Origin of the sequence: Streptomyces sp. NPDC051064 (assembly GCF_044455985.1) — a bacterium.
GTDB lineage: Bacteria > Actinomycetota > Actinomycetes > Streptomycetales > Streptomycetaceae > Streptomyces.
In genome coordinates, this window is sequence record NZ_JBITFK010000009.1 from 209,242 (window position 1) to 232,998 (window position 23,757).

Here is a 23,757-nt window from a genome sequence, read left to right on the forward strand (position 1 = left end):
GCGCCGTGAACCGGGCCGCCGCCTACAGTTCGCGGAGTGCCGGCAGGAGCGTGCTCCGGGCCCAGTCGATGAAGGGCTGCTGGTGGGCCCCGCCGATCTGGACCAGAGCGACCTCGGTGAAGCCCGCCTCGCTGTAGGGACGTACGGCCTCGACGAACGCCTCGACGTCCGAGCCGCACGGGATCGCTCCGGCGATGTCGTCCTTGCGGACGAACTGGGTCGCCTGCTCGAAGGCGGAGGGGCCGGGCAGCTCCGAGTTGACCTTCCAGCCGCCGAGCGACCAGCGGAACTGGTCGTGGGCGCGGGCGACGGCAGCGTCCCGGTCGGTGTCGTAGCAGACGGGCACCTGTCCCACGCGCGGCTTGCCGGCCCCGCCGTGGCGGTCGAACGCGCTCAGGAGTTCGCTCTTGGGTTCGGTCGCGATGACCAGGTCGCCCAGAGTTCCCGCGAGTGCGCAGGACTTCTCCCCGGAGACCGCGATGCCGATGGGGACACGCTTGTCGGGCAGGTCCCAGAGCGTGGCGTTCTCCACGTCGAAGTGGGTGCCGTGATGGTTGACGTAGCCCCCGTCGAAGAGGGCGCGGATGATCTGGACGGCCTCTTCGAGCATCTCCAGCCGCACATGGGCGGAGGGCCATCCCGCGCCCACGACGTGTTCGTTGAGGCTCTCCCCGGAACCGAGGCCGAGACGGAAGCGGCCCTCGGCGAGGAGTTGGAGCGTCGCCGCCTTCTGCGCGACCACTGCCGGGTGGTAACGGGTGGTCGGGCAGGTCACGTACGTCATCAGCGGGATCCGGGACGTGGCCTGCGCGGCGGCTCCCAGGACCGACCAGGCGTAAGGCGCGTGTCCCTGGGAACCCAACCAGGGGAAGTAGTGGTCGGAGGTGACGGAGAAGTCGAACCCGGCGTCTTCCGCCGCGACCACGTCCCGGACGAGGGCGCGGGGGCCCGCTTGCTCGGTCATCATCGTGTAGCCGATCTGAACCATATGAAACTCTTTTACCGTGACATCGCCATAAAACATGAATTCATGTCAATGGCTGTCTGTGATCGACTCCCCGGGGTATGCGCCATGCATGGACGTAACGCATGGAGCATGGGAATCGCTCGCCAGCACCGGCGACGGTGGCGGGCCGGGCGCGGTAGGCGTAATCATCGGCATCGTCGGTCTGCTGGTGGTGCTTCTGCTGATCGGAGGATTCTGGTTCGGGATGCGCCGCCGGGACAAGGAGTCACGGCCGCCGCGCCCCGATGAGCAGCCGCCGCGTCCGGATCACCGGACGGAGATCCAGGAGAGCGGCCGGCACAGCTCGGACAACTTCCCCGAGAACGGCCGGGCCATGTCGCCGTACGAGCTCGGCGGCCACGGCAATGAGGTGATCCCGCCCGACACCGCCCCGGACACCACCCCCGACCCCGAGCGCCCACGCGACTGACGGAGGCGCAGACGGTTGGGGGGAAAGATGAACCGGTCGAAGTCCGACCGCAGGACCCGGATCACGGTCCTGGTCGCGCTCGCGGCCAATCTTGTCATCGCTGTGGCCAAGGGGGTGGGGGGATTCCTGTCGGGATCCCCCGCCCTCCTGTCCGAGGCCGCCCACTCCGTGGCGGACAGCGTGAACGAAGTCTTCCTGCTGGCCGCGCTGAGGCGCAGCCGCCGCCCTCCCGACGCCCATCACCCCTTCGGGTACGGCAAGGAGCGCTACTTCTGGTCGCTGCTCGCGGCCGTCGGGATCTTCGTCGTGGGGGGCTGTTTCTCGTTCTTCCAGGGCTTCGAGGCACTGGGCCGGGACGAGCAGGAGTCACCCGAGGGATACACCGTGGGCCTGATCGTCCTCGGGGTCGCTTTCCTCGCGGAAGGCGGCTCCCTGGTCCGCGCCCTGCTCCAGCTCCGCGGGGAGAAGGGCGCCGCCCGTGACCCCGCGCTGAGGACGGTGATCGCCGAGGACAGCACTGCGGTGCTGGGTGTGGTGCTGGCCATGGCGGGCATGGTGCTGCACCTGGTCACCGGAGACGTCGTGTGGGAGGCGTCGGCCTCGCTGGCGATCGGCCTGCTGCTGGTCTACGTCGCCTTCCGGCTCGGCAGGGACGCGCGCGACCGGCTGATCGGCGAGTCCGCCGAACCCGGGCTGCGCCGGGGCGTGGAGGACCTCCTCGCCTCCCAGTCCGAGATCGACAACGTCGCGGCCCTGTTCACCATGGGCCTCGGTCTCGACTCGGTGCTGGTGGCGGCCAGGATCGACCTGGCGCCCGGCATCGACAGCGAGGAGGTCGAGCGGGTCGCCGTGCGCATCAAGCGGTCGATCTCCCGGGCATGGCCGGAGGCGGAGCACGTCTTCCTCGACATCACGAACGCGCCGCCCCGGGGCGGGGTGTGACCGAGGCCGCCGCCGCGTGTTGCGGGAGTCGCCGAGGCGGATGAGGCTGGTCCTGGCCGCGCGGCACCGAAGAAGTCATGCCGCAGAACCGATAAGGCAGTGGACCATGACTCCTAGCGATCCGCGGGGCGCGCCGGAACCGGCAGTGCTGAGCGGTGCGAGCGCCCCCTGCTGGGTCCATCTGGTGACCCGCGACCTCGAGGACGCGCGGCGCTTCTACGGCGCCGTTCTCGGCTGGACCTTCCGTCCCGGACCGCTGGGCAGGGACTTCCTGATGGCGCGCTCCGACGGTGTGCCGGTGGCCGGCATCGGCGCGGTCGCGTCCGCCTATCAGGTGGGCGTGGCCTGGATGCCCTACTTCTCGGTCCGGGACGCCGATGTCGTCTCGGACCGCATCCGGGAGCGCAGCGGCACCGTGGCCGTGGGCCCGCTGACGGTCGGGCAGGGACGTGCGGTCCTGGCCGCCGACCGGGACGGAGCGTCTTTCGGCGTCTGGGAGTGGACAGGCCGCGCGGCCACCCTCGCGCCGTCCGGGAACCGGGCACACGCCTGGCTGCGGCTGCGCACCAGGGACGCCTTCGACGCCGCGATCTTCTACGGCGAGGTCCTCGGCTGGGAGAGCGGGGAGCCCGGCGGCTGCGAGGTGGCGTACGTGAAGGAAGAGGTGCTCGTACGCTGCAACGGCCGCCCGCTGGCCCGGATCAGCTCCGGTGCCGTGGAGGCCGCTCCCGATCCGCAGGTGCGTCCGCACTGGCAGGTGCAGTTCCCGGTCCCCGATGTGGGCGCGACCGTCCAGGCGGCGGAGCGGAACGGGGGGACCCTCATGGAGCGGCGCGACGTGCGGTTCGGCGACGAGGCGACGCTGAGGGACCCGGACGGCGGGCTCTTCACCGTGACGGACGTACGCGGCCCGGCGGGCGTGGACGAGGACTGACCGGGGTCAGGGACGCGGGTCCGGGTCCCCGGCGTCAGATGCCTCTCCCCCGTCGACGGGCCGCCGGCCGTTGTCCCGGGCGATGGCCCAGAGCGGGAACACGAACCAGCAGACGAGGAACCACAAGGCCATCCCGCCGACCAGCCACAGTGCCGCCACGTTGTGCAGCGCCACCCTCAGGATGAGCAGCAGCGTGCTGCACATCGTGCAGAAGAGCAGGCCGAGGCCCAGCTTCGTGAGGCGTGAGGCCCAGGTGACCGTCTGCGGCTTCATCCGGCGGCCGGTGAGCAGCCGGTGGTACGACACGGGCCCTATCAGCGCGGCCGCGGTCGCGGACCCCAGCATGACGGTCACGACGTAGATGTTCCGGTCGAGGGTGGAGAGATCGGCGAAGCGGGGCTGGAAGACCACCGCGAGCAGGAAGCCGAACAGGATCTGAACCCCGGTCTGCGCGACCCGGAGCTCCTGGAGCAGGTCGCCCCACCGCCGGTCCGCCCGCTCCTCCTCGGTCTCGTGGCGTCCGCTGCGAGGGTTCGTACCGCTCCCGCCGCTGCCCACCGGTCTCTGTCCCATGGATGCCTCCCCCACCTCGTAGAGGTGGTACTGGTGCCCCGCGAAGCGGCCGTGAATCCTGGCTCACCCGCGTTGCCGGGCGGCCGGTCAGGTGCGGGGCGGCTCGCCGGCCGGTGCTCTCCATGGTGGCAGCCACCGGGAAAACCACCACAGCGGCAGCGGGAGGGGCGGCAACGGCCGCAGGCCAAGGCCAGACCTCGACGCACCGTGACTACTCGCTTAGGATCGTCGTACGGCATCGCGCGTCGGTCACCGGCTGGGTGAGGCGTGGAGGTAGCCCGTGAGATGCCTGTTGGAGGCATTCCACAGTGTCAGTCGAGTTGAATCACACCATCGTTCACAGCCGGGACAACCGCGAGTCCGCCGAGTTCCTGGCGCACATCCTGGGTCTCACCGTCGGAACGGAATGGGGACCCTTCATCCCGGTCGTTCTCGCGAACGGCGTCACGCTGGACTTCGCGACCGTTCCCGCCGATTCGCTCACGGTGCAGCACTACGCGTTCCTCATCTCGGAGGCGGAGTTCGACACGGCCTTCGAACGCATCGAGGCGCAGGGGATCACGTATTACGCCGACCCCCACAAGAAGCACCCCGGCGAGATCAATCACAACGACGGCGGGCGAGGGGTGTACTTCCCCGATCCGAGCGGTCACGGGATGGAGATCATCACCCGCCCGTACGGCGGCTGGTCGTAACCGGCTCCGCCCCCGGCTCGCATGAACGGCCCGGCCCCGAGTCGGGGCCGGGCCGTTCGGCTCAGAGACCGCCGTCGGTCCTCAGCGTCAGCTCGGGCCGGTCCCACATCACCGCGGGAGGGCGGGCCGCGACGGTGCCGGTGCGTTCGGCGCCGACGCTGTGGTAGAAGCCCTCGGCCGGCGGGTGCGCGACCACACGTACGGCGGGGACACCGGCACGGCGCGCCTCCTCGCGCAGGTGGCCGACGAGGAGCCGCCCGATACCCCGCCCCTGGGCATCGTCGGCGACGAACATCAGGTCGAGCTCCGGAGGGGAAAGGACCAAGGCGTAGAAGCCGAGCACGCGGCCCTCGTCGTCCACGGCCACATGGACGACGTGGGCCTCGATGTAGTCGGGGCCGACCTTGTACCCCGCGACCATGGGCGCGTACGGACCCTCGTAGGCGCGTGATGCGGTGACCAGACGGGTGAGCCGCCTGGCGTCCCGCGCGACGGCTCGTCTGACGTGGACGCCGCCGCGCCGGTCCGTAATGCTCGGTCTCATGAGGTGAGTATTACGCACTCCCGGCGCCGGGAGCACATGATGCTCAGCACACGTTTCGTCCGGCGTGCCACTCGGCCACGATCGCGTCGATGTCGAACGGCTCGAGGTTCAGCGGCGGGCCCTCCGGAGGCCGGGCGAGCGCCTCGCGGATCCTCTCGTTCGTCTCGGCCAGGATGCGCCGGACCTCGGCCTCCGACCGTGCCTGCGACGCCTCCTGCCGGGCGTCCTCGGCCGCCTTCCGCAGCGTCAGGGAGGGCGGGAGCGCCGACAGCCCCTCGCGCTCCATCTTCGCCTTGATCCACCACATCGGGTCGTACGGCCTCTCGAGACCGGCAATCGGCTTGCCGGCACCCGGCAGGTCGGTGAAGGCGCCCCGCTCCTCGGCCTCGCGGATCTGCCGGTCGACCCAGGTCTCGAAGTCGACCCCTGCTGGTTTGCGCTCGGTCACCGCACGCCCCTCTCGCAACTCGTCCCGGACGGCACCGTGTTCGGTACGGCACGTCCGGGTCCCCGCATTCCAGGTTACCGGGGAGCGTTCTCGCATGAACGGCGTCCAGGGGGTAACACGCCTGTTGCACACAGCCCGGCCTGTACACCGAACCGGGCCCGAAACGGAAGGGGTTGACGAGAGTGAAACAGCACGACGCACCGACCGCGAACCGACGGGAGCGTCGGCCATGACGACCGTGGTGATCATCGTTGCCGTCGTCCTCGTGGCCGCGCTCGCCTTCTTCCTCGTCCGTGGCCGCAGGACCGGCGGGCGTGGGCTGCAGCGCCGCTTCGGACCCGAGTACGACCGGACGGTCGCCCGTCACGACGGCGACACCGCGGCGGCCGAGCGCGAGCTCTCCGAGCGGGTGAAGCTGCACGGCTCCCTGTCGGAGCGGCCCCTGCGCCCGGAGGCCCGTGAGGCGTACGCCCGCCGCTGGGCAGAGGTACAGGAACAGTTCATCGACTCCCCCCGGGACGCGGTCGTCGAAGCCGACGCGCTCCTGGCACAGCTGGCGCACGACCGGGGCTTCCCGGACGGCGACAGCTTCGAGGAGCAGACGGCCGCCCTCTCCGTCCACCACGCCCACCAGGTCGACGGCTACCGCAGGGTGCACACGGCCGTACGCGGCCAGGGCGGCACGGAGGAGATGAGGAAGGCCCTGATCGAGTCCCGGGCCCTCTTCGACGTACTTCTCGCGGACGCACCGGCCGAGCCGGCCCGGACGGACCGGCACGAGGCGAAAGGCAGTGCAGCAGCATGACGAACCGTACCGAGCACACGACGGAGCCCGTCTCCGCCACGGAACCCCCGCCCGTCGACGCCCCGGTGACCGCACCCGGGAGGGCGCCCGGATCCGCACGGGGCACAGCCCCGGGAACGGCGGCCGGACCCACGCCCGGAGAGAGCTTGGACCGTGAGCGGAGGAGCGGAGGACCGGGCGATCTCAGCGTTCCGCCCGCCCCGCGGACGGCCCCTGCCGTGCCACGGGCCGAGCGGACCGGCCACCACGAGACCACCGGCACCGAGCCGCTGGTCCCCCGGGACCACCAGGACAGGCTGGCGCTCCGCATGCAGCAAGCGGTCACCGACTTCGTCGAGAGCCCCCGGCGGGCGGTCGAGGAGGCGGACAGCACCTTCGACCAGATCGTCTCGGGCCTGACCGAGGCCCTCGCGGAACGCGGGCGCGTCCTGCGCGCGAGCTGGCAGGAGCAGCACACCGAGGCCCAGACGGAGGAGCTGCGCATCGCGCTGCAGCGCTACCGCGACCTCAGCGAACAACTGCTGAAGATCTGAGCGGCGCGGCCGCCGCACACCGGCCCGGTGCCACGTCCCCCGGCGTGGCACCGGGCCGGCCCGTGCCCGGGGCGGCGGTCAGGTCGGGCTGGTCAGGCCGGGACGGCCAGGTCGACGCGCAGCCGCTCGGCCACCGCCGAAGGGAGGCGCAGCGCCTCGCCCAGATAGCCGTCGAGTCCGCCCCAGCGCTCGTCCATCGCGTCCAAGGCCGCCTCGAGATAGCGGGGCCTGGCCTCGATGACGGCGGACGCGATGTCCGGGTCCCCGCCCTCGTCGAGAAAGCGCCGCACCGCGGGCCCGAACGCGGCGCGCACCGCACGGTTCACCGCGAGGAACTCCGCACGTACGACGTCACGGGACGCGCCCGCCATCATCAGCAGCAGCGCGGTGGCCCAGCCCGTCCTGTCCTTCCCGGTCGCGCAGTGGAAGAGCAGCGGTCTCGCGCGCGGATCCGCGACCGTGTCCAGGAAGGCGCGGTAGGCGGCCGCCGCTCCCGGGGAGAGGACCATCTTCCGGTAGGTCTGGGCGAACAGTTCCTCCGCCTTCCCGCCGCCGAGCAGACTGGCTGCTCCGGCCGGGTCACTGAGCAGCGCCTTGAGCCGTGCCGGCGTCACGCCCGGGTTGTCGCCGAGGACGTCGGCGACGAAGAGCCGCGCGCCCGTCGGCAGCCGGTCCGGCGCCCATCGGCGCTCGTCGGCGGTACGCAGGTCGACGACGGTGCGGATGCCGAGCGCGGCCACCGCCATGTCGTGCTCCGCGTCGAAGTCGCTCAGCTGGCCCGAGCGGAGCAGGATTCCCTGTCGCAGGCGGCGGTGGCGCCCCAGGGCGATGCCGCCCAGATCGCGCAGGTTGACAACGGTGGAGGCGGGGACGGCCCGGGCGGTCTGCACGATGAACTGCCTCTTTCCCGACAGACTGCAGGTCGGAATCAACGTCGCACGGCGTGCGAATATCGACAAAGGGAACGTGAGGTACCGGGACACCGGCGGAGGGAAGTCAGTCGGCGAGAATCCTTGTCTTCTGTGCCACGAATTCCGCGTCCGTGAGAACGCCGCGCTGCTTCAGGTCGGCGAGCCTCTCGAGCAGCGTGATGACATCGTCCCCGCCGTCCGCCGGGACGCGCTCGTGCGCCAGGAGAAGGCCACCCGCCTCTTGGACCGCCCGGGTGAGCGGCACCGACCAGAGGTCCTCCCACACGATCAGCGCGGCAGAGCTCTCCTCAGGCAGGTGTTCGAGCACATCGAGACCTGTGATCCGTGGCAGCCCGGCATCCCGGTCGCCCGGCGGTTCGAACGACACAAGCCCCTGGGGGTCCATCTCCCGCAGCTCGACGTACTCGAGGGCGCCGCCCGCACCTCTGTGGGCGAAGGCCAGGTCGAGGATGCGTACCGCCTCGGACGCGACGGCGTCGGCCAGTACGGGCGCGATCGCGTCGGCGAAACGGCCGCCGGGAAAGGTGACGACGAGGTACTCCACGGGTCCCACGGCCATGGTGCGTCCTTCCCCTGCGGTTCTGGATCGACAGCAGCTTAACTTCGGGCAATCCGTTACGCACTGTGAAAATAGATGGCAGAGCAGACATGGGCGGAAGGCGCGCCGCCGTCCGCGCTCGGCGCTCGGCGCTCGGCGCTCGGCGCTCGGCGCTCGGCGCTCGGCGCTCGGCGCTCGGCGCTCGGCGCTCGGCGCTCGTGGGATGGTGGTGGTGTGACCTTGGAAGACCTCGTCCGGCTGCGCCGGGCCCGTGACCGGATGGACCGCGACTACGCGGAGCCACTGGACGTCACCGCGCTCGCCCGCGTCGCCCTCATGTCGCCGGGCCATTTCTCCCGCAGCTTCCGCGCCGCGTTCGGGGAGACCCCGTACAGCTACTTGATGACGCGCCGGATCGAGCGCGCGAAGGCACTGCTGCGGCGGGGCGACCTCACGGTGACGGAGGTCTGCTTCGCGGTCGGCTGCACCTCGCTGGGGTCGTTCAGCTCGCGGTTCACCGAGTTGGTCGGCGAGAGCCCCAGCGCGTACCGGACGCGACCTCATGACGCGGGCGCCGCCGTCCCGGCCTGTGTCGCCAAGATCCACACAAGACCGGTCAGGAATGGAGAAGCGAGAGCTTTCCGCCGCCCGTAGCGTTGTTCGCATGGAAATCAACCTTTCGACGTGCTTCATCGCCGTCGACGACCACGACAAGGCGCTGGCCTTCTACCGGGATGTCCTCGGCCTGGAAGTGCGCAACGACGTCGGCTTCGAGGGGATGCGCTGGGTGACCGTCGGCGCGCCGTCCCAGCCCGGTGTGGAGATCGTCCTCGAGCCGCCGCTCGCGGACCCGAACGCCTCCCCCGCCGACAAGGCGACCATGGCGGAACTGCTGGCCAAGGGCCTGCTGCGCGGTGTCATCTTCAGCACCGACGACTGCGACGCCACCTTCGAGCGCATCCGTGCGGCGGGAGGCGAGGTGCTCCAGGAGCCGGTCGACCAGCCGTACGGCGTCCGCGACTGCGCCTTCCGTGACCCGTCCGGCAACATGCTGCGCTTCAACCAGCCCCGCGGCTGATTCCGCCCCGGGACGAGACCGTCCTCTGATAGACAACGACCGTCGCCGCGACGCGCCGGTGACGCCGACGGTGACCGCGCAGGCGGCCCGTGTGACAGATGGAGAAACGACAAGCATGGCCACGAGGACGGACAGCCGGTCGCCCGCGCCGCACGTTGCCGACAACCACGATCTGATCCGTGTGCACGGCGCGCGCGTGAACAATCTCAAGGACGTCAGCGTCGAGATCCCGAAGCGCCGGCTGACGGTGTTCACCGGTGTCTCCGGCTCGGGCAAGAGTTCCCTGGTGTTCAGCACGATCGCCGCCGAGTCGCAGCGGATGATCAACGAGACCTACAGCGCCTTCCTGCAGGGCTTCATGCCGACGCTGGCGCGCCCCGAGGTCGACGTGCTGGAAGGACTCACCACGGCGATCATCGTCGACCAGCAGCGGATGGGAGCCGACCCGCGTTCCACGGTCGGCACCGCCACCGACGCCAACGCGATGCTGCGCATCCTCTTCAGCCGGCTCGGCAAGCCGCACATCGGTCCGCCCAGCGCGTACTCCTTCAACACCGCGTCGGTCCGGGCGAGCGGCGGGATCACCGTCGAACGCGGCGCGGCCAAGACCAAGACCGTGAAGGCGACCTTCCACCGCACGGGCGGCATGTGTACGCGCTGTGAGGGCCGGGGCTCGGTCTCCGACATCGACCTCACCCAGCTCTACGACGACTCCAAGTCGCTCACCGAGGGCGCGTTCACCATCCCCGGCTGGAAGTCGGACAGCCAGTGGACCGTGCAGGTCTACGCACAGTCGGGCTTCGTCGACCCGGACAAGCCGATCCGCGAGTACACCAAGAAGGAACTGCAGGCCTTCCTCTACGGGGAGCCGGTCAAGGTCAAGGTCAACGGCGTCAACCTCACCTACGAGGGGCTGATCCCCAAGATCCAGAAGTCGTTCCTGTCCAAGGACAAGGAGGCGATGCAGCCGCACATCCGGGCGTTCGTGGAACGCGCGGTCACCTTCACCACCTGCCCCGAGTGCGACGGCACCCGGCTCAGCGAAGCCGCCCGGTCGTCGAAGATCGGGCGGATCGGCATCGCCGACGCCTGCGCGATGCAGATCAGCGATCTGGCCACCTGGGTGAGCACGCTCGAGGAGCCGTCGGTCGCGCCCCTGCTCGCCGCACTGCGGCACACACTCGACTCCTTCGTGCAGATCGGTCTCGGCTACCTCTCGCTCGACCGTCCGGCGGGCACGCTCTCGGGGGGTGAGTCGCAGCGCGTCAAGATGATCCGTCACCTCGGCTCCTCGCTCACGGACGTCACCTACGTCTTCGACGAGCCCACCATCGGCCTGCACCCCCATGACATCCAGCGGATGAACGAACTGCTGCTGCGCCTGCGGGACAAGGGCAACACGGTGCTCGTCGTGGAGCACAAGCCGGAGACGATCGCGATCGCCGACCATGTCGTCGACCTCGGCCCCGGCGCCGGTACTGCGGGTGGCGCCGTCTGCTTCGAGGGAACCGTCGAGGGCCTGCGTAAGAGTTCCACGGTCACGGGCCGCCACTTCGACGACCGGGCCGCCGTCAAGGATTCGGTGCGCAAGCCCACCGGCGCGCTGGAGATCCGCGGGGCTTCGCTGCACAACCTGCGGGACGTCGACGTCGACATCCCGCTCGGGGTGCTGACCGTCCTCACCGGCGTCGCCGGTTCCGGCAAGAGTTCGCTGGTGCACGGCTCGATCCCGGCCGGCGAGAACGTGGTGTCGGTCGACCAGAGCCCGATCAAGGGCTCCCGGCGCAGCAACCCGGCCACGTACACCGGACTGCTCGACCCCATCCGCAAGGCGTTCGCCAAGGCCAACGACGTGAAGCCGGCGCTGTTCAGCGCCAATTCCGAGGGTGCCTGCCCCACGTGCAACGGCGCGGGCGTCATCTACACCGACCTGGGGATGATGGCCGGCACCACGACGATGTGCGAGGACTGCGAGGGCAGGAGGTTCGACGCGTCGGTCCTCGAATACCACTTCGGCGGCCGGGACATCAGCGAGGTGCTCGCGATGTCGGTGGCCGAGGCCGAGGAGTTCTTCGGCACCGGCGAGGCGAGCACGCCGGCCGCACACCGCATCCTCGGCCGGCTCGCCGACGTGGGGCTCGGCTATCTGACCCTCGGCCAGCCGCTCACCACGCTCTCCGGCGGCGAACGGCAGCGGCTCAAGCTCGCCACCCACATGGCCGAGAAGGGCGGTGTCTACGTCCTCGACGAGCCGACGGCGGGTCTGCACCTCGCCGACGTCCAGCAGTTGCTCGGTCTCCTCGACCGGCTCGTCGACTCCGGCAAGTCGGTCATCGTCGTCGAGCACCATCAGGCGGTCATGGCGCACGCGGACTGGATCATCGACCTCGGGCCGGGCGCGGGACACGACGGGGGCCGGATCGTCTTCGAGGGCACACCGGCCGACCTCGTGGCCGGCCGCTCGACCCTCACCGGCGAGCACCTCGCCGCCTACGTCAAGGCCTGACCTGCGCGGCCCTGCGTCGGCCCGGGTGCCGGCGCGGGGCCGCGCGTCGGTTCAAGATCCGCCGGACAAGGCAGCACCACCCAGCGGATCCTGCACATTTCGGAGAGTGCAAGGTCACAGCGAGTGGCCCTGCTGCTCATCGGAGTGCTGACCTAGCATCTGAGCATGACGGTCCTGCCTGCTGACGGGCTTTCCCAGGCCGCCGAGTTCCCCGATCCTTCCCACGACCAGTGGCAGAGCCTTGTCGAAGGCGTACTGCGCAAGTCGGGCAAGGAAGTCACGGGCTCGGCCGCCGAGGAAGCGCTGTCCACCGCGATCGGGGACGGGCTCACAGTCCGCCCCCTGTACACCTCCATCGACGTATCGGCGGACCCCGGTCTGCCCGGCTTCGCGCCCTTCACCCGGGGGAGCAGGCCGACGGGGAACACCACGGACGGCTGGGACGTGCGCCAGCGCCACGCTCTGGCCGATCCGGTGCGCCTCAACGAGGCCGTGCTCGGCGATCTGGAGAACGGCGTCACGTCGCTCTGGCTGGCCGTCGGCGGGCCCGGTGGGGTCCCGGTGTCCGGCCTCGCCCGCGCACTCGAGGGCGTCTATCTCGATCTGGCTCCCGTCGTACTCGACGCGGGCGCCGATCCCGGGCCCGCCGTCCGTGAGTTGCTCGCGCTCTACGAGGCCCGGGGCATCGCGAAGGAGACGGCACGGGGCAGCCTCGGGGTGGATCCGCTCGGGCAGGCCGCGCGCACGGGCACGGAGCCTGAGCTGAGCGACGCCGTCCACTGGGCGCGGCTGTGCTCCCGCGAGTATCCCGGGCTGCGCTCCCTGGCCGTGGACGCTCTGCCGTACCACGAGGCGGGCGGCTCGGCCGCCGAGGAGCTGGGGCTCTCGCTGGCCACCGGTGTCGCCTACCTCCGTGCGCTGACGTCGTCGGGGCTCTCCGTCGAGGAGGCGTGCGCACAGATGGAGTTCCGGTACGCCGCCACGGCGGACCAGTTCCTGACGATCGCGAAGCTGCGCGCCGCACGCCGGCTGTGGGCCCGTGTCGCCGAGGTCTGCGGGGCCCCGGACGCCGGGGCGCAGCGGCAGCACGCCGTGACCTCGTCGGTGATGATGACGCGCCGTGATCCATGGGTGAACATGCTGCGGACGACGCTGGCCTGCCTGGGCGCGGGCGTGGGCGGAGCCGAATCCGTCACCGTACTGCCGTTCGATCACGCACTGGGTCTGCCGGACGCGTTCGCCCGGCGGATCGCCCGCAACACCTCGACGATCCTGATGGAGGAGTCGCATCTGGCCCGGGTCACGGACCCGGCGGGCGGTTCCTGGTACGTCGAGCGGCTGACCGACGAACTCGCCGCTGCCGCCTGGGCGTTCTTCCAGGAGGTCGAGCGGGCCGGCGGCCAGGCCGCCGCCCTCCGGTCCGGCATGGTCCGGGAGCGGCTCGCGGCCACGTGGGCGGCCCGGAGCAGGGATCTGGCCCGGCGCAAGGAGCCGGTGACCGGAGTCAGCGAATTCCCGTCCCTCGACGAGCGGCCCGTGGAGCGCGAGCCCGTGCCCGCCGCGCCGCGGGGCGGCGGGCTGCCCGAGGTCAGGCGCGATGAGGCGTTCGAGGCGCTGCGGTCCAGGTCGGACGCTCACCTCGCGGCCACGGGGAGCCGGCCGAAGGTGTTCCTCGCCGCGCTCGGGCCCGCCTCGGTGCACACCGCTCGGGCCTCCTTCGCCGCGAACCTCTTCCTGTCGGGCGGCATCCAGCCCGTCCACGAGCCTGCTTCGGTGGACGCGTCGACCGCTGCCGAGGCCTTCACGGCCAGTGGGGCGACGATCGCCTGCCTGTGCTCGGCCGACACGCTCTACGCCGAACAGGGCGAGGCCGTCGCCGAGGCCCTCAGGGCCGCGGGCGCCGAACAGATCTTCCTGGCGGGGCGGCCCGGCGAGTACACCGGGGCGGACGTGCATGTGTTCGCCGGCTGCGACGTGGTCTCCGTCCTCTCCTCCGAACTCGACCGCATGGGAGTGGCGTGATGCAGACCCCCGAGACCACGACGTCCCCCGGGACGCCCGTGCCGGACTTCTCCGAGGTGGCGCTGACCGGCGAGCCCCCCGCCGAGGTCTCCGAGGACCAGTGGCAGGCCGCGGTGAAGGAGTCGGCCGACCGGTCCGAGGACGAGCTGCTCTGGGAGACCCCGGAAGGCATCGAGGTCAAACCCCTCTACACCGGGCAGGATCTGGAGGGCCTGGACTTCCTCGGGACCTATCCGGGCATCGCGCCGTACGTGCGCGGCCCGTACCCGACGATGTACGTCAACCAGCCCTGGACGATCCGTCAGTACGCCGGATTCTCCACGGCCGAGGAGTCCAACGCCTTCTACCGGCGGAACCTCGCGGCCGGACAGAAGGGCCTGTCCATCGCGTTCGACCTGCCCACCCACCGCGGCTACGACAGCGACCACCCCCGGGTGACGGGTGACGTCGGCATGGCGGGCGTGGCGATCGACTCGATCTACGACATGCGCCAGCTCTTCGACGGCATCCCGCTGGACCGGATGTCGGTGTCCATGACGATGAACGGCGCCGTGCTGCCCGTGCTCGCGCTCTACATCGTGGCCGCGGAGGAGCAGGGGGTCGCCCCCGAGAAGCTGGCCGGGACCATCCAGAACGACATCCTCAAGGAGTTCATGGTCCGCAACACCTACATCTATCCGCCCGGCCCCTCGATGCGGATCATCTCCGACATCTTCGCGTTCACCTCGCAGAAGATGCCCCGCTACAACTCGATCTCGATCTCCGGCTACCACATCCAGGAGGCGGGAGCGACGGCCGACCTGGAGCTGGCGTACACCCTGGCCGACGGGGTGGAGTATCTGCGGGCCGGTCAGGCGGCGGGCCTGGACGTGGACGCGTTCGCACCGCGCCTCTCCTTCTTCTGGGCGATCGGCATGAACTTCTTCATGGAGATCGCGAAGCTGCGGGCGGCCCGGCTGCTCTGGGCGAGGCTGGTCGGGGAGTTCGGCCCGAAGAACTCCAAGTCCCTCTCGCTGCGCACCCATTCGCAGACTTCCGGCTGGTCCCTGACGGCGCAGGACGTCTTCAACAATGTGACGCGCACCTGCGTCGAGGCGATGGCGGCGACGCAGGGGCACACGCAGTCGCTGCACACCAACGCGCTCGACGAGGCGCTCGCGCTCCCGACGGACTTCTCGGCGCGGATCGCCCGCAACACCCAGCTGCTGCTGCAGCAGGAGTCCGGCACCTGCCGGGTGATCGACCCGTGGGGCGGCAGCGCGTACGTGGAGAAGCTGACCCACGACCTGGCGCGGCGGGCCTGGCAGCACATCGAGGAGGTCGAGGCGGCCGGCGGCATGGCCAAGGCCATCGACGCGGGTATCCCGAAGCTCCGGATCGAGGAGGCCGCGGCGCGTACGCAGGCCCGGATCGATGCCGGGCGCCAGCCCGTCATCGGCGTGAACAAGTACCGGGTGGAGACCGATGAGAAGATCGATGTGCTCAAGGTCGACAACTCCTCGGTGCGCGCCCAGCAGATCGAGAAGCTGCGCCGGCTGCGCGAGGAGCGCGACGAGACGGCCTGCCAGGATGCCCTGCGCGCCCTGACGGCCGCGGCGGAGCGGGACCCGGGGCCGGGGCTCGAGGGCAATCTGCTGGCGCTGGCCGTCGACGCGGCCCGGGCCATGGCCACGGTCGGCGAGATCTCCGACGCGCTGGAGAAGGTGTACGGCAGGCACGCGGGCCAGATCCGTACGATCTCGGGGGTGTACCGCAAAGAGGCAGGAGAGTCCCCGTCAGTGGACCGCACGCGCACACTGGTCGACGACTTCGAGGAGGCGGAGGGGCGGCGTCCGCGCATCCTCGTCGCCAAGATGGGCCAGGACGGTCACGACCGCGGCCAGAAGGTGATCGCGACGGCCTTCGCCGACCTGGGCTTCGACGTCGATGTCGGCCCGCTGTTCCAGACGCCCGGTGAGGTCGCCCGGCAGGCGGTCGAGGCGGACGTGCACGTCGTGGGTGTCTCGTCGCTCGCCGCCGGTCACCTCACGCTCGTGCCCGCGCTGCGCGAGGAGCTGGCCGCCGAGGGCCGGGAGGACATCATGATCGTGGTGGGCGGGGTGATCCCGCCGCAGGACATCGAGGCGCTGCACGAGGCCGGTGCCGCCGCGGTGTTCCCGCCCGGCACCGTGATCCCGGACGCCGCCCACGATCTGGTCACGCGGCTCGGTGCCGCGCTCGGCCACGAGCTGTGAGCCGCTGACGGATGGCGCGAGACATCGACACCGACGCATACGCCAAGGGGGTGCTCGCCGGGAAGCGTGCGTTCGTGGCACGCGCGATCACCCTGGTCGAGTCCACCCGCCCCGATCACCGGACGGCGGCGCAACAGCTGCTGAGCGAGCTGCTGCCGCATTCGGGGCGGGCCAGGCGCATCGGGATCAGCGGGGTGCCGGGCGTGGGGAAGTCCACGTTCATCGACGCGCTCGGCACCATGCTGACGGGGCTCGGTCACCGGGTCGCCGTGCTGGCCGTGGACCCGTCGTCCAGCCGTACGGGCGGTTCCATCCTGGGTGACAAGACCCGGATGGAGCGGCTGGCGGTGGACGCGCGGGCGTTCGTACGCCCCTCCCCCACCGCGGGAACCCTCGGCGGGGTGGCCAAGGCGACCCGCGAGTCCATCGTGGTGATGGAGGCCGCCGGCTACGACGTGGTGCTGGTGGAGACGGTCGGCGTAGGGCAGTCGGAGACGGCGGTCGCCAACATGGTCGACACGTTCCTGCTGCTCACCCTGGCGCGCACGGGCGACCAGCTGCAGGGCATCAAGAAGGGTGTCCTGGAGCTGGCGGACGCCATCGCGGTCAACAAGGCCGACGGCCCGCACGAACGCGACGCCCGCTCCGCGGCACGTGAACTGGCGGGTGCGCTACGGCTGATGCACCCCGTGGACGCGGCCTGGACTCCCCCGGTGCTGACGTGCAGCGCCAGGGAATCGACCGGTCTGGACGCGCTGTGGGAACGGCTGGAGCAGCACCGTGCCCTCCTGGAGTCCACGGGGCGGCTGTCGGTCAAGCGCCGTGAGCAGCAGGTGGACTGGACCTGGGCGATGGTCCGTGACGAACTGCTGGACAGCCTGCGCAGCCACGCGGCGGTGCGTACGCTCGCCCCCGAGCTGGAACAGCGTGTCCGTGGGGGCGAGTTGACGGCGACGCTGGCTGCCGGGCAGATCCTGCGGGCGTTCCGCGGGGAGGACTGAGGGCCGACCGGCCCTGACACGGTTCGAGTCCTTCGTGACCGACCTGAACTCCACCATGGACGCCCGCCTCGCGGAACGGAGCACGAGGACCCCGCGTCCCCCGGCGACTGACCGCCGGGGGCGCACGGGCCCCCGCCCGGCAGACGGGCCGCCGAGTCCGGCCGTCACGCCCCGGGGGTACAGGGCCTTCCCCTCCCCGACCTTGCGTGGTATGTTGCCTTCAGCACACGTGAACGCCCGACTCGGGTGCCGGTGCTTCTCCCCCGCTGTTACGCCCGTCCTTCGACGACCGGCGATCCAGCTTCTCGCACCATCTCTTCCGTCCGGTCCGGGCTTCTCATCCCGTCGCACGAGGCGTGATTCCGCCGCCTTGCCTTCGCCGGACCTCTCATTCGCGATGTCCGCGAAAGGACCCACCATGACCAGCACACTCGAACGCCCCGCAGTCCGGCAGGATCAGCCCGTCCGCACCGTCGGTGTCCTCGACACCACGAACAACGGACACGGCGTACTGCGCACCGACGGCGGCCATCCCTCACCCCGCGACGTCCAGGTGTCGCCCGCACTGATCCGGCGGTACGGCCTGCGCAAGGGCGATGTCGTCGACGGGACGTGCGAGCACCCTCGCGCCCTGACCGGCGTCGACTCCGTCAACGGCCGTGCGGCGCACGAACTCCGGGGCCGTCCGCACTTCCGTGACCTCACCCCGCTCCACCCCCGGGAGCGCCTGCGCCTGGAGAGGCCGGACGGGGGCCCGGCCCCGCGGATCATCGATCTCGTCTCCCCCGTCGGCAAGGGGCAGCGTGGCCTGATCGTCGCGCCTCCCAAGACCGGCAAGACCGTCCTTCTGCAGCAGATCGCCGCGTCGGTCGCCGTCAATCATCCCGAGTGCCACCTGATGGTGGTCCTCCTGGACGAACGCCCCGAAGAGGTCACGGACATGCGCCGTTCCGTGCGCGGGGAGGTGTACGCCTCCACCTTCGACCGGCCCGCCAAGGAGCACATCGCGCTCGCGGACCTCGCCGTGGAACGCGCCAAGCGGCTGGTCGAACAGGGCCGCGACGTCGTCATCCTCCTCGACTCGCTCACCCGGCTGTGCCGCGCTCACAACAACAACGCCGGGGCCGGCGGCCGCACTCTGAGCGGCGGCGTGGACGCGTCGGCGCTCATCGGTCCCAAGAAGCTGTTCGGCGCGGCCCGGCTCGCCGAGGAAGGCGGTTCGCTCACCATTCTGGCCACCGTGCTGGTGGACACCGGCTCCCGCGCCGACGACTACTTCTTCGAGGAACTCAAGAGCACCGGCAACATGGAGCTCCGCCTCGACCGTGCGTCCGCGGACCGGCGGGTCTTCCCCGCGGTCGACATCACGCCTTCGGGCACCCGCCGCGAGGAACTCCTGCTGCCCTCGGGAGAACTGGCCGCCGTACGTGGACTCAGGCGCGCCCTGCGGTCGAGGGACGCCCAGACCATGCTCGAAGCGCTGCTGGACAAGATCCGCAGGACGCCCGACAACGCCGCCTTCCTCCGGCAGGTCCAGCACACCGTCCCTGACGCGTGATCAACACGGTTGCCCGCGCCGGTCGCGAAGGCGGGCGCGCCGGGCACGCCCGCCCGGCCGCTCAGCCCGTGGCACCCAGCGCGTCCGAGACCAGGGCGCGTGCCTCGTCCTGGACCCTGGCCAGGTGTTCGGCGCCCTGGAAGCTTTCCGCGTACACCTTGTAGACGTCCTCGGTGCCGGACGGGCGGGCCGCGAACCACGCGCTGTCGGTGCAGACCTTGAGCCCGCCGACGGCCGCGCCGTTGCCGGGCGCCTCGGTGAGCACGGCGGTGATCGGCTCACCGGCCAGCGTGTCCGCGGAGACCTGTGCCGGGGAGAGCCTGGCCAGCACCGCCTTCTGCTCACGGGTCGCGGGGGCGTCGATCCGGGCGTAGGCCGGATCGCCGAACCGGGCGGTGAGTTCGCCGTAGTGCTGGGAGGGGGTCGAGCCCGTGACGGCCGTGATCTCCGAGGCGAGCAGGGCGAGCAGGATCCCGTCCTTGTCCGTCGTCCACACCCGGCCGTCGCGGCGCAGGAAGGACGCTCCGGCGGACTCCTCGCCGCCGAATCCCAGGGTGCCGCCGAACAGCCCGTCGACGAACCACTTGAAGCCCACGGGGACCTCCACCAGTCGCCGTCCCAGGTCCGAGGCGACCCGGTCGATCATGGAGGAGGAGACCAGGGTCTTGCCGATGCCGGTGCCGGCCGGCCAGTTCTCCCGGTGGGAGTAGAGGTAGCGGATGGCGACGGCCAGGTAGTGGTTCGGGTTCATCAGCCCGCCGTCCGGCGTGACGATGCCGTGCCGGTCGGCGTCCGCGTCATTACCGGTGGCGATGGTGTACGCGTCGCGCTGCTCGATCAGCGAGGCCATGGCGTAGGGCGAGGAGCAGTCCATGCGGATCTTCCCGTCCCAGTCGAGCGTCATGAAACGCCAGGTGGGGTCGGCGAGCGGGTTGACCACCGTGAGATCGAGCCGGTGGCGCTCGGCGATCCGCCCCCAGTACGCGACCGAGGCTCCGCCCAGGGGATCGGCGCCGATCCGGATGCCGGCATCGCGTACGGCGTCCAGGTCGAGGACGGCCGGGAGATCGTCGACGTAACCGGTCAGGAAGTCGTGCCGCCCGGTGGTGTCGGCGGCGAGCGCCCTGGCGTAGGGAATCCGACGGACCTCCTTCAGCCCTCCCTCGATCAGGGCGTTGGCCCGGTCCTGGATCCAGGAGGTGGCGTCCGAGCCGGCCGGCCCGCCGTGCGGCGGGTTGTACTTGAAGCCGCCGTCGGCGGGCGGGTTGTGCGAGGGGGTGACGACGATGCCGTCCGCGAGGCCGCTCTTCCGGTCCCGGTTGTACGTGAGAATCGCGTGCGAGACGGCTGGGGTGGGGGTGTAGCCGTCGTCGCTGTCGATCAGGACGGTGACGCCGTTGGCGGCCAGCACCTCGACGGCCGTGATCCGGGCGGGTTCGGAGAGCGCGTGGGTGTCGGCCCCGAGGAACACCGGCCCGTCCGTGCCCTGCCGCTCCCGGTAGTCGCAGATGGCCTGGGTGGTGGCGGCGATGTGGTCCTCGTTGAACGCAGCCGCGAGCGCCGATCCCCGGTGCCCCGACGTCCCGAAGGCCACACGCTGGCCGGGCTCACCCGGGTCCGGGTGGACCGTGTAATAGGCCGTCACCAGCCGCGCCACGTCCACCAGGTCTCCGGGCTTCGCCGGCTGACCGGCCCGTTCGTGAACCATCGATTCTCCTCTGTCCTCATCGGCCGTTCGCGGACCGCCACCGGGCGGACGATCATCACGAGTTGTACCCGATACTGCCTCCTCGGCCGTACACCCGGGTACGCGGCCTGACCGGCAGTACACCCGGCGCACGGCGGATCCCGGGGCCGTTTCGCCATGGTTGGCCGGTTCGCACGGAAAGGGCGCCGAGACGCGGCGGGGCCCGGAGAATGCCGCACCGAACAGCCGGAACGCGGGCAGCAATTATTCCTGCACCCAACGGGACGAGAATTGCGGCGCATTAACACCTGACGTATCCGGAGCCCTGGGGATACGCCGTCGGAATACTCCCTCGGGATACGAGCGGAGGCGCACGGCACATCATGCGGCACAGCGGCGAACAAAGGCGCACATAGTCGTCTGACACGCCGCAGAACCGAGGAGCGGGAGCTCGGAGGCTTTGCCATGGGTAATCCATTCGGACACGAGCGCGAGTCATGCGTGTTTTCGCACGCATGGTCTGCCACAGTGCAGTTCGGTTTTACCCACTTGATCTCCGCCGCCATATTCCTTGCCGCCGGTGTTTACCCGAACCGGCTCTTCGGGGGCATGTGAAAGAGAGCCGTGCGTGCTGCAGAAGAGTTGCACCGAGGAAAGACAACTGACAGTCCTTCACCTGGTCCAGCCGGTGGAGGGAGGAGTCGCCCGGGTCGTGACCGACCTCGTCGCGGCACAGGTACGGGCAGGGCTGCGGCCCGTCGTGGCCTGCCCGCCGGACGGGGCCCTGGCGGCCGGCGCGTCCACCGCCGGGGCGCGGGTGTGTTCCTGGCCGGCGGAGCGCGCCCCCGGCCCCCGGCTCGGCCGGGAGGTCCTCACGGCCGGCCGTCTGATCCGTGCGTGCGCTCCCGACGTGGTCCATGCCCACAGCGCCAAGGCGGGACTCGCCGGGCGGCTGGCCGTGCGCGGCCGGGTACCGACGGTCTTCCAGCCGCACGCCTGGTCGTTCGAGGCCCTGGAAGGCCGGGCCGCCGGACTGGCAGCGGCGTGGGAGCGGTTCGGGGCGCGGTGGAGCGACCGCATCCTCTGCGTCAGCGAGTCCGAGCGCGTGGCCGGGCAGCGCGCGGGCATCACGGCGCGCTGGTCGGTCATCCACAACGGCATCGATCTCGGCCGTTTCCGGCCTGTCTGCGGGGACGCCGCCGCATCGGCCCGTGGATCGCTCGCGCTGCTCGAAGGAACCCCCACCGAGGTGCCGCTGGTCGTGTGCGTCGGACGCCTGAGCCGGCAGAAGGGCCAGGACGTGCTGCTGCGAGCATGGCGCACGGCGGGGACGGGTGGCGCGCGGCTGGTCCTGGTCGGCGACGGGCCGTACGGGGACGAGCTGCGCCGCACCGCGCCCCCCGGCGTTCTGTTCGCGGGGGAGAGCGCGGACGTACGGCCGTGGCTCCACGCGGCGGACCTTCTGGTCCTCCCTTCGCGGTGGGAGGGGATGGCGCTGGCCCCCCTGGAAGCGATGGCCTGCGGCACGCCGGTCCTGCTGACCGAGGTCGACGGGGCCAGGGAGAGCCTGCCGCCCGGACACCTGCCCCACTGCCTGGTACCGCCCGAGGACCCCGCGGCTCTCGCGGCAGCGCTCACCACGCTGCTGGGCGACCCGGCGCTGCGGGCGCGGCTGGGCCGCACCGCGCAGAGCCGCACCCGGGAGGTCTTCGACGTGACGAAGACCGCTGGAGCGGTCCTGCGCCTCTACGAGGAACTTGTCGGCCAGTCCCGCCCCACGACGAGGAAGCGCACCGAGCGATGACGACGGAGAGTGCACCTGTCCCCCGAGCCGCCCAGGCAACCGCCGTACGGCGCGCCGCTACCGCGATCCGTCCGCCGCGCAGCGGCAGGGAGGACGCTCCCGCCCCACGGACCGCGCCACGCCGACGAGGCCGGGCCCCGGCGGCGCTCGTGGCCTCCGACGTGCTCGCACTCGGCCTGGCCGTGGCCCTCATCGCCCCCGGGCCCTGGCCGGCGGTCGCCACCCTGCTGCAGGCGGCCGTGCAGCTGCTCCTCAACGCGTACCGGGGTCTCTACCGCACCGGACTCTCCCCCTCGGCTCTGGCCGAACTGCCCGCGCTGGCGGGGCTGGCCGTGGTGCAGTGGTACGTCGTCGCCGAGGCGGTGTCCGTGTACGACCCGCGCCTCGCCGCCGGGTGGACGGCGCTCGCCTGCGCAGCCGGCCTCCAGACCCTGGTGAGCTGCGGGGCACGCGCCGTGGTCCACCGGTCCCGGCTGTGGTCGGCCGCACGTAATCCGCGGTCCACCCTGGTGGTGGGCGACGGTCCGTTCGCCGACCGGGTCGTCGCCGTGCTGCAGGAGCACACGCGGTACGGGATGCGGCCGGTCGGCCGGGTGGCGGGATCCGGCCCGGACGTCGACGAGATGGCGGACGCGCCGGCGGGCCGGGCCCCGCTGCCCGTCCTGACGTCGGTGCGGGACGCCGGCCGGGCGGTCATGCGGAACTCCGTGCAGCACGCCGTCTTCACGGTCCCGCCCGAGGCCGCGTCCGACGGGGCGGAGCTCTTCGCCCTGTTCGCGCGGCACGGCTGCCGGGTGTGGCTGATCACCGATCAGGCGCCGGTCGCCCGGTACCGGACCGCGCCCCGGCCGGACCATGTGTGGGGTTTCGCTGCCCACTCGCTGCATGCCGGAGCGCACCGTCCGGTGGCGCACCGGGTGAAACGGGCCATGGACGCCGTCCTGGCCATGGTGGCCCTGGTCGCGGCGTCCCCGGTGATGGCCGCCTGCGCGCTGGCCGTGCGCCTGTGCGACGGCCCGGGCGTCATCTTCCGCCAGGAACGGATCGGCGGATACGGGCGGCCGTTCGTCCTGCTGAAGTTCCGCACGCTGCACCCGGCCGACGCGCACGAGTCGGCCACCCGGTGGAACGTCTCGTCGGACCGGCGCATGAGCCGCGTCGGCAAGTTGCTGCGCAGGACGTCGCTCGATGAGCTGCCGCAGCTGTGGAACGTCGTACGCGGCGACATGAGCCTGGTCGGCCCGCGCCCCGAACGCCCCTACTTCGTGCAGCAGTTCAGTCTCGCGCATCCCGGTTACCGGTCCCGGCACCGGATGCCCGTCGGCATCACGGGACTGGCCCAGGTGCACGGCCTGCGAGGCGACACCTCGATCGAGGACCGGGCGCGCTTCGACAACCGGTACATCGAGACATGGTCGCTCTGGCAGGACATGTGCGTACTGGCGCGTACGGTCGGCTCGGTGTTCCGGCTCGGAGGCAGCTGAACC

At 71.1% G+C, this 23,757-nt stretch carries 22 protein-coding genes; 15 read left to right on the forward strand and 7 right to left on the reverse strand.

From position 1 onward, the window contains the following. Nucleotides 1–22: 22 nt before the first annotated feature. Nucleotides 23–988 carry an LLM class F420-dependent oxidoreductase gene (locus ACIBCU_RS29775; protein ID WP_399235205.1) on the reverse strand — a complete coding sequence of 322 codons (966 nt, stop codon included), beginning with the start codon at nucleotides 986–988 and terminating at the stop codon, nucleotides 23–25. An 88-nt stretch (nucleotides 989–1,076) separates the two neighbouring features. Between ACIBCU_RS29775 and ACIBCU_RS29780 the strand changes: the two genes are divergently transcribed. From ACIBCU_RS29780 to ACIBCU_RS29790, 3 genes are all read left to right on the forward strand, one after another. After that, entirely contained in the window at nucleotides 1,077–1,436 is a 360-nt protein-coding gene (locus ACIBCU_RS29780) for a DUF6479 family protein (protein WP_362931948.1), read from the forward strand. A gap of 27 nt (nucleotides 1,437–1,463) precedes the next feature. Then, nucleotides 1,464–2,378 carry a cation diffusion facilitator family transporter gene (locus tag ACIBCU_RS29785; RefSeq protein WP_362931950.1) on the forward strand — a complete coding sequence of 305 codons (915 nt, stop codon included), beginning with the start codon at nucleotides 1,464–1,466 and terminating at the stop codon, nucleotides 2,376–2,378. 106 nt (nucleotides 2,379–2,484) lie between these two features. After that, on the forward strand, nucleotides 2,485–3,312 hold the full coding sequence (locus tag ACIBCU_RS29790) for a VOC family protein (protein ID WP_362931952.1): 828 nt from the start codon (nucleotides 2,485–2,487) through the stop codon (nucleotides 3,310–3,312). Between the two features lie 6 nt (nucleotides 3,313–3,318). On the opposite strand, the gene ACIBCU_RS29795 is transcribed toward ACIBCU_RS29790, so the two are convergent. Then, on the reverse strand, nucleotides 3,319–3,885 hold the full coding sequence (locus ACIBCU_RS29795; protein ID WP_362931954.1) for a DUF6328 family protein: 567 nt from the start codon (nucleotides 3,883–3,885) through the stop codon (nucleotides 3,319–3,321). Nucleotides 3,886–4,193: 308 nt separating this feature from the next. Here ACIBCU_RS29795 and ACIBCU_RS29800 point away from each other — a divergent pair, with 308 nt between their 5' ends. Then, on the forward strand, nucleotides 4,194–4,580 hold the full coding sequence (locus tag ACIBCU_RS29800; RefSeq protein ID WP_399235210.1) for a VOC family protein: 387 nt from the start codon (nucleotides 4,194–4,196) through the stop codon (nucleotides 4,578–4,580). Nucleotides 4,581–4,641: 61 nt separating this feature from the next. Here the strand turns inward: ACIBCU_RS29800 and ACIBCU_RS29805 are convergent, their stop codons facing one another. Both ACIBCU_RS29805 and ACIBCU_RS29810 read right to left on the reverse strand, forming a co-directional pair. Then, nucleotides 4,642–5,124, reverse strand: a complete 483-nt coding sequence (locus ACIBCU_RS29805; RefSeq protein ID WP_399235212.1) for a GNAT family N-acetyltransferase — start codon at nucleotides 5,122–5,124, stop codon at nucleotides 4,642–4,644. Between the two features lie 43 nt (nucleotides 5,125–5,167). Then, entirely contained in the window at nucleotides 5,168–5,572 is a 405-nt protein-coding gene (locus tag ACIBCU_RS29810) for a DUF1992 domain-containing protein (protein ID WP_399235214.1), read from the reverse strand. Between the two features lie 229 nt (nucleotides 5,573–5,801). Between ACIBCU_RS29810 and ACIBCU_RS29815 the strand changes: the two genes are divergently transcribed. Both ACIBCU_RS29815 and ACIBCU_RS29820 read left to right on the forward strand, forming a co-directional pair. Continuing rightward, a complete protein-coding gene (locus ACIBCU_RS29815; protein ID WP_399235217.1) occupies nucleotides 5,802–6,377 on the forward strand; it encodes a hypothetical protein in 576 nt (191 codons plus the stop codon). Then, nucleotides 6,374–6,910: a hypothetical protein gene (locus tag ACIBCU_RS29820; RefSeq protein ID WP_399235219.1), complete on the forward strand. Its 537-nt coding sequence runs from the start codon at nucleotides 6,374–6,376 to the stop codon at nucleotides 6,908–6,910. Before ACIBCU_RS29815 ends, ACIBCU_RS29820 begins: the two co-directional genes overlap by 4 nt. A 92-nt stretch (nucleotides 6,911–7,002) precedes the next feature. Here ACIBCU_RS29820 and ACIBCU_RS29825 read toward each other — a convergent pair whose 3' ends face one another. Together ACIBCU_RS29825 and ACIBCU_RS29830 are read right to left on the reverse strand one after the other, a co-directional pair. Then, on the reverse strand, nucleotides 7,003–7,800 hold the full coding sequence (locus ACIBCU_RS29825; RefSeq protein WP_362931965.1) for a tyrosine-protein phosphatase: 798 nt from the start codon (nucleotides 7,798–7,800) through the stop codon (nucleotides 7,003–7,005). 106 nt (nucleotides 7,801–7,906) lie between these two features. Further along, on the reverse strand, nucleotides 7,907–8,401 hold the full coding sequence (locus ACIBCU_RS29830) for a DUF6325 family protein (protein WP_399235221.1): 495 nt from the start codon (nucleotides 8,399–8,401) through the stop codon (nucleotides 7,907–7,909). A 213-nt stretch (nucleotides 8,402–8,614) separates the two neighbouring features. Between ACIBCU_RS29830 and ACIBCU_RS29835 the strand changes: the two genes are divergently transcribed. The 7 genes from ACIBCU_RS29835 (at nucleotide 8,615) to rho (ending at nucleotide 18,779) form a co-directional block, all read left to right on the forward strand. After that, nucleotides 8,615–9,034 carry a helix-turn-helix transcriptional regulator gene (locus ACIBCU_RS29835; RefSeq protein WP_362931969.1) on the forward strand — a complete coding sequence of 140 codons (420 nt, stop codon included), beginning with the start codon at nucleotides 8,615–8,617 and terminating at the stop codon, nucleotides 9,032–9,034. A 10-nt stretch (nucleotides 9,035–9,044) separates the two neighbouring features. Beyond that, the gene (locus ACIBCU_RS29840) at nucleotides 9,045–9,458 is read left to right on the forward strand and encodes a VOC family protein (protein ID WP_362931971.1); all 414 of its coding nucleotides are present in this window, start codon (nucleotides 9,045–9,047) and stop codon (nucleotides 9,456–9,458) included. Nucleotides 9,459–9,573: 115 nt separating this feature from the next. Next, nucleotides 9,574–11,964: an excinuclease ABC subunit UvrA gene (locus ACIBCU_RS29845; protein ID WP_362931973.1), complete on the forward strand. Its 2,391-nt coding sequence runs from the start codon at nucleotides 9,574–9,576 to the stop codon at nucleotides 11,962–11,964. 165 nt (nucleotides 11,965–12,129) lie between these two features. Further along, nucleotides 12,130–13,986 (forward strand): methylmalonyl-CoA mutase small subunit, encoded by a 1,857-nt coding sequence (gene mutA / locus ACIBCU_RS29850; RefSeq protein WP_399235224.1) that lies wholly within the window; start codon nucleotides 12,130–12,132, stop codon nucleotides 13,984–13,986. Beyond that, nucleotides 13,986–16,220 (forward strand): methylmalonyl-CoA mutase, encoded by a 2,235-nt coding sequence (gene scpA, locus ACIBCU_RS29855; protein ID WP_399235226.1) that lies wholly within the window; start codon nucleotides 13,986–13,988, stop codon nucleotides 16,218–16,220. The genes mutA and scpA overlap by 1 nt, the downstream gene beginning before the upstream one ends. 11 nt (nucleotides 16,221–16,231) lie before the next feature. Next, nucleotides 16,232–17,221 carry a methylmalonyl Co-A mutase-associated GTPase MeaB gene (gene meaB / locus ACIBCU_RS29860; RefSeq protein WP_362931978.1) on the forward strand — a complete coding sequence of 330 codons (990 nt, stop codon included), beginning with the start codon at nucleotides 16,232–16,234 and terminating at the stop codon, nucleotides 17,219–17,221. 397 nt (nucleotides 17,222–17,618) lie between these two features. Further along, nucleotides 17,619–18,779, forward strand: coding sequence for a transcription termination factor Rho (rho, locus tag ACIBCU_RS29865; RefSeq protein ID WP_399235229.1), 1,161 nt, complete (start codon nucleotides 17,619–17,621; stop codon nucleotides 18,777–18,779). 61 nt (nucleotides 18,780–18,840) lie between these two features. Here rho and pgm read toward each other — a convergent pair whose 3' ends face one another. Next, the gene (gene pgm / locus ACIBCU_RS29870) at nucleotides 18,841–20,487 is read right to left on the reverse strand and encodes a phosphoglucomutase (alpha-D-glucose-1,6-bisphosphate-dependent) (RefSeq protein WP_399235231.1); all 1,647 of its coding nucleotides are present in this window, start codon (nucleotides 20,485–20,487) and stop codon (nucleotides 18,841–18,843) included. Between the two features lie 607 nt (nucleotides 20,488–21,094). Between pgm and ACIBCU_RS29875 the strand changes: the two genes are divergently transcribed. After that, nucleotides 21,095–22,270, forward strand: coding sequence for a glycosyltransferase family 4 protein (locus tag ACIBCU_RS29875; protein ID WP_399235233.1), 1,176 nt, complete (start codon nucleotides 21,095–21,097; stop codon nucleotides 22,268–22,270). Further along, a complete protein-coding gene (locus ACIBCU_RS29880; protein WP_399235235.1) occupies nucleotides 22,267–23,754 on the forward strand; it encodes a sugar transferase in 1,488 nt (495 codons plus the stop codon). Before ACIBCU_RS29875 ends, ACIBCU_RS29880 begins: the two co-directional genes overlap by 4 nt. Nucleotides 23,755–23,757 lie beyond the last annotated feature (3 nt).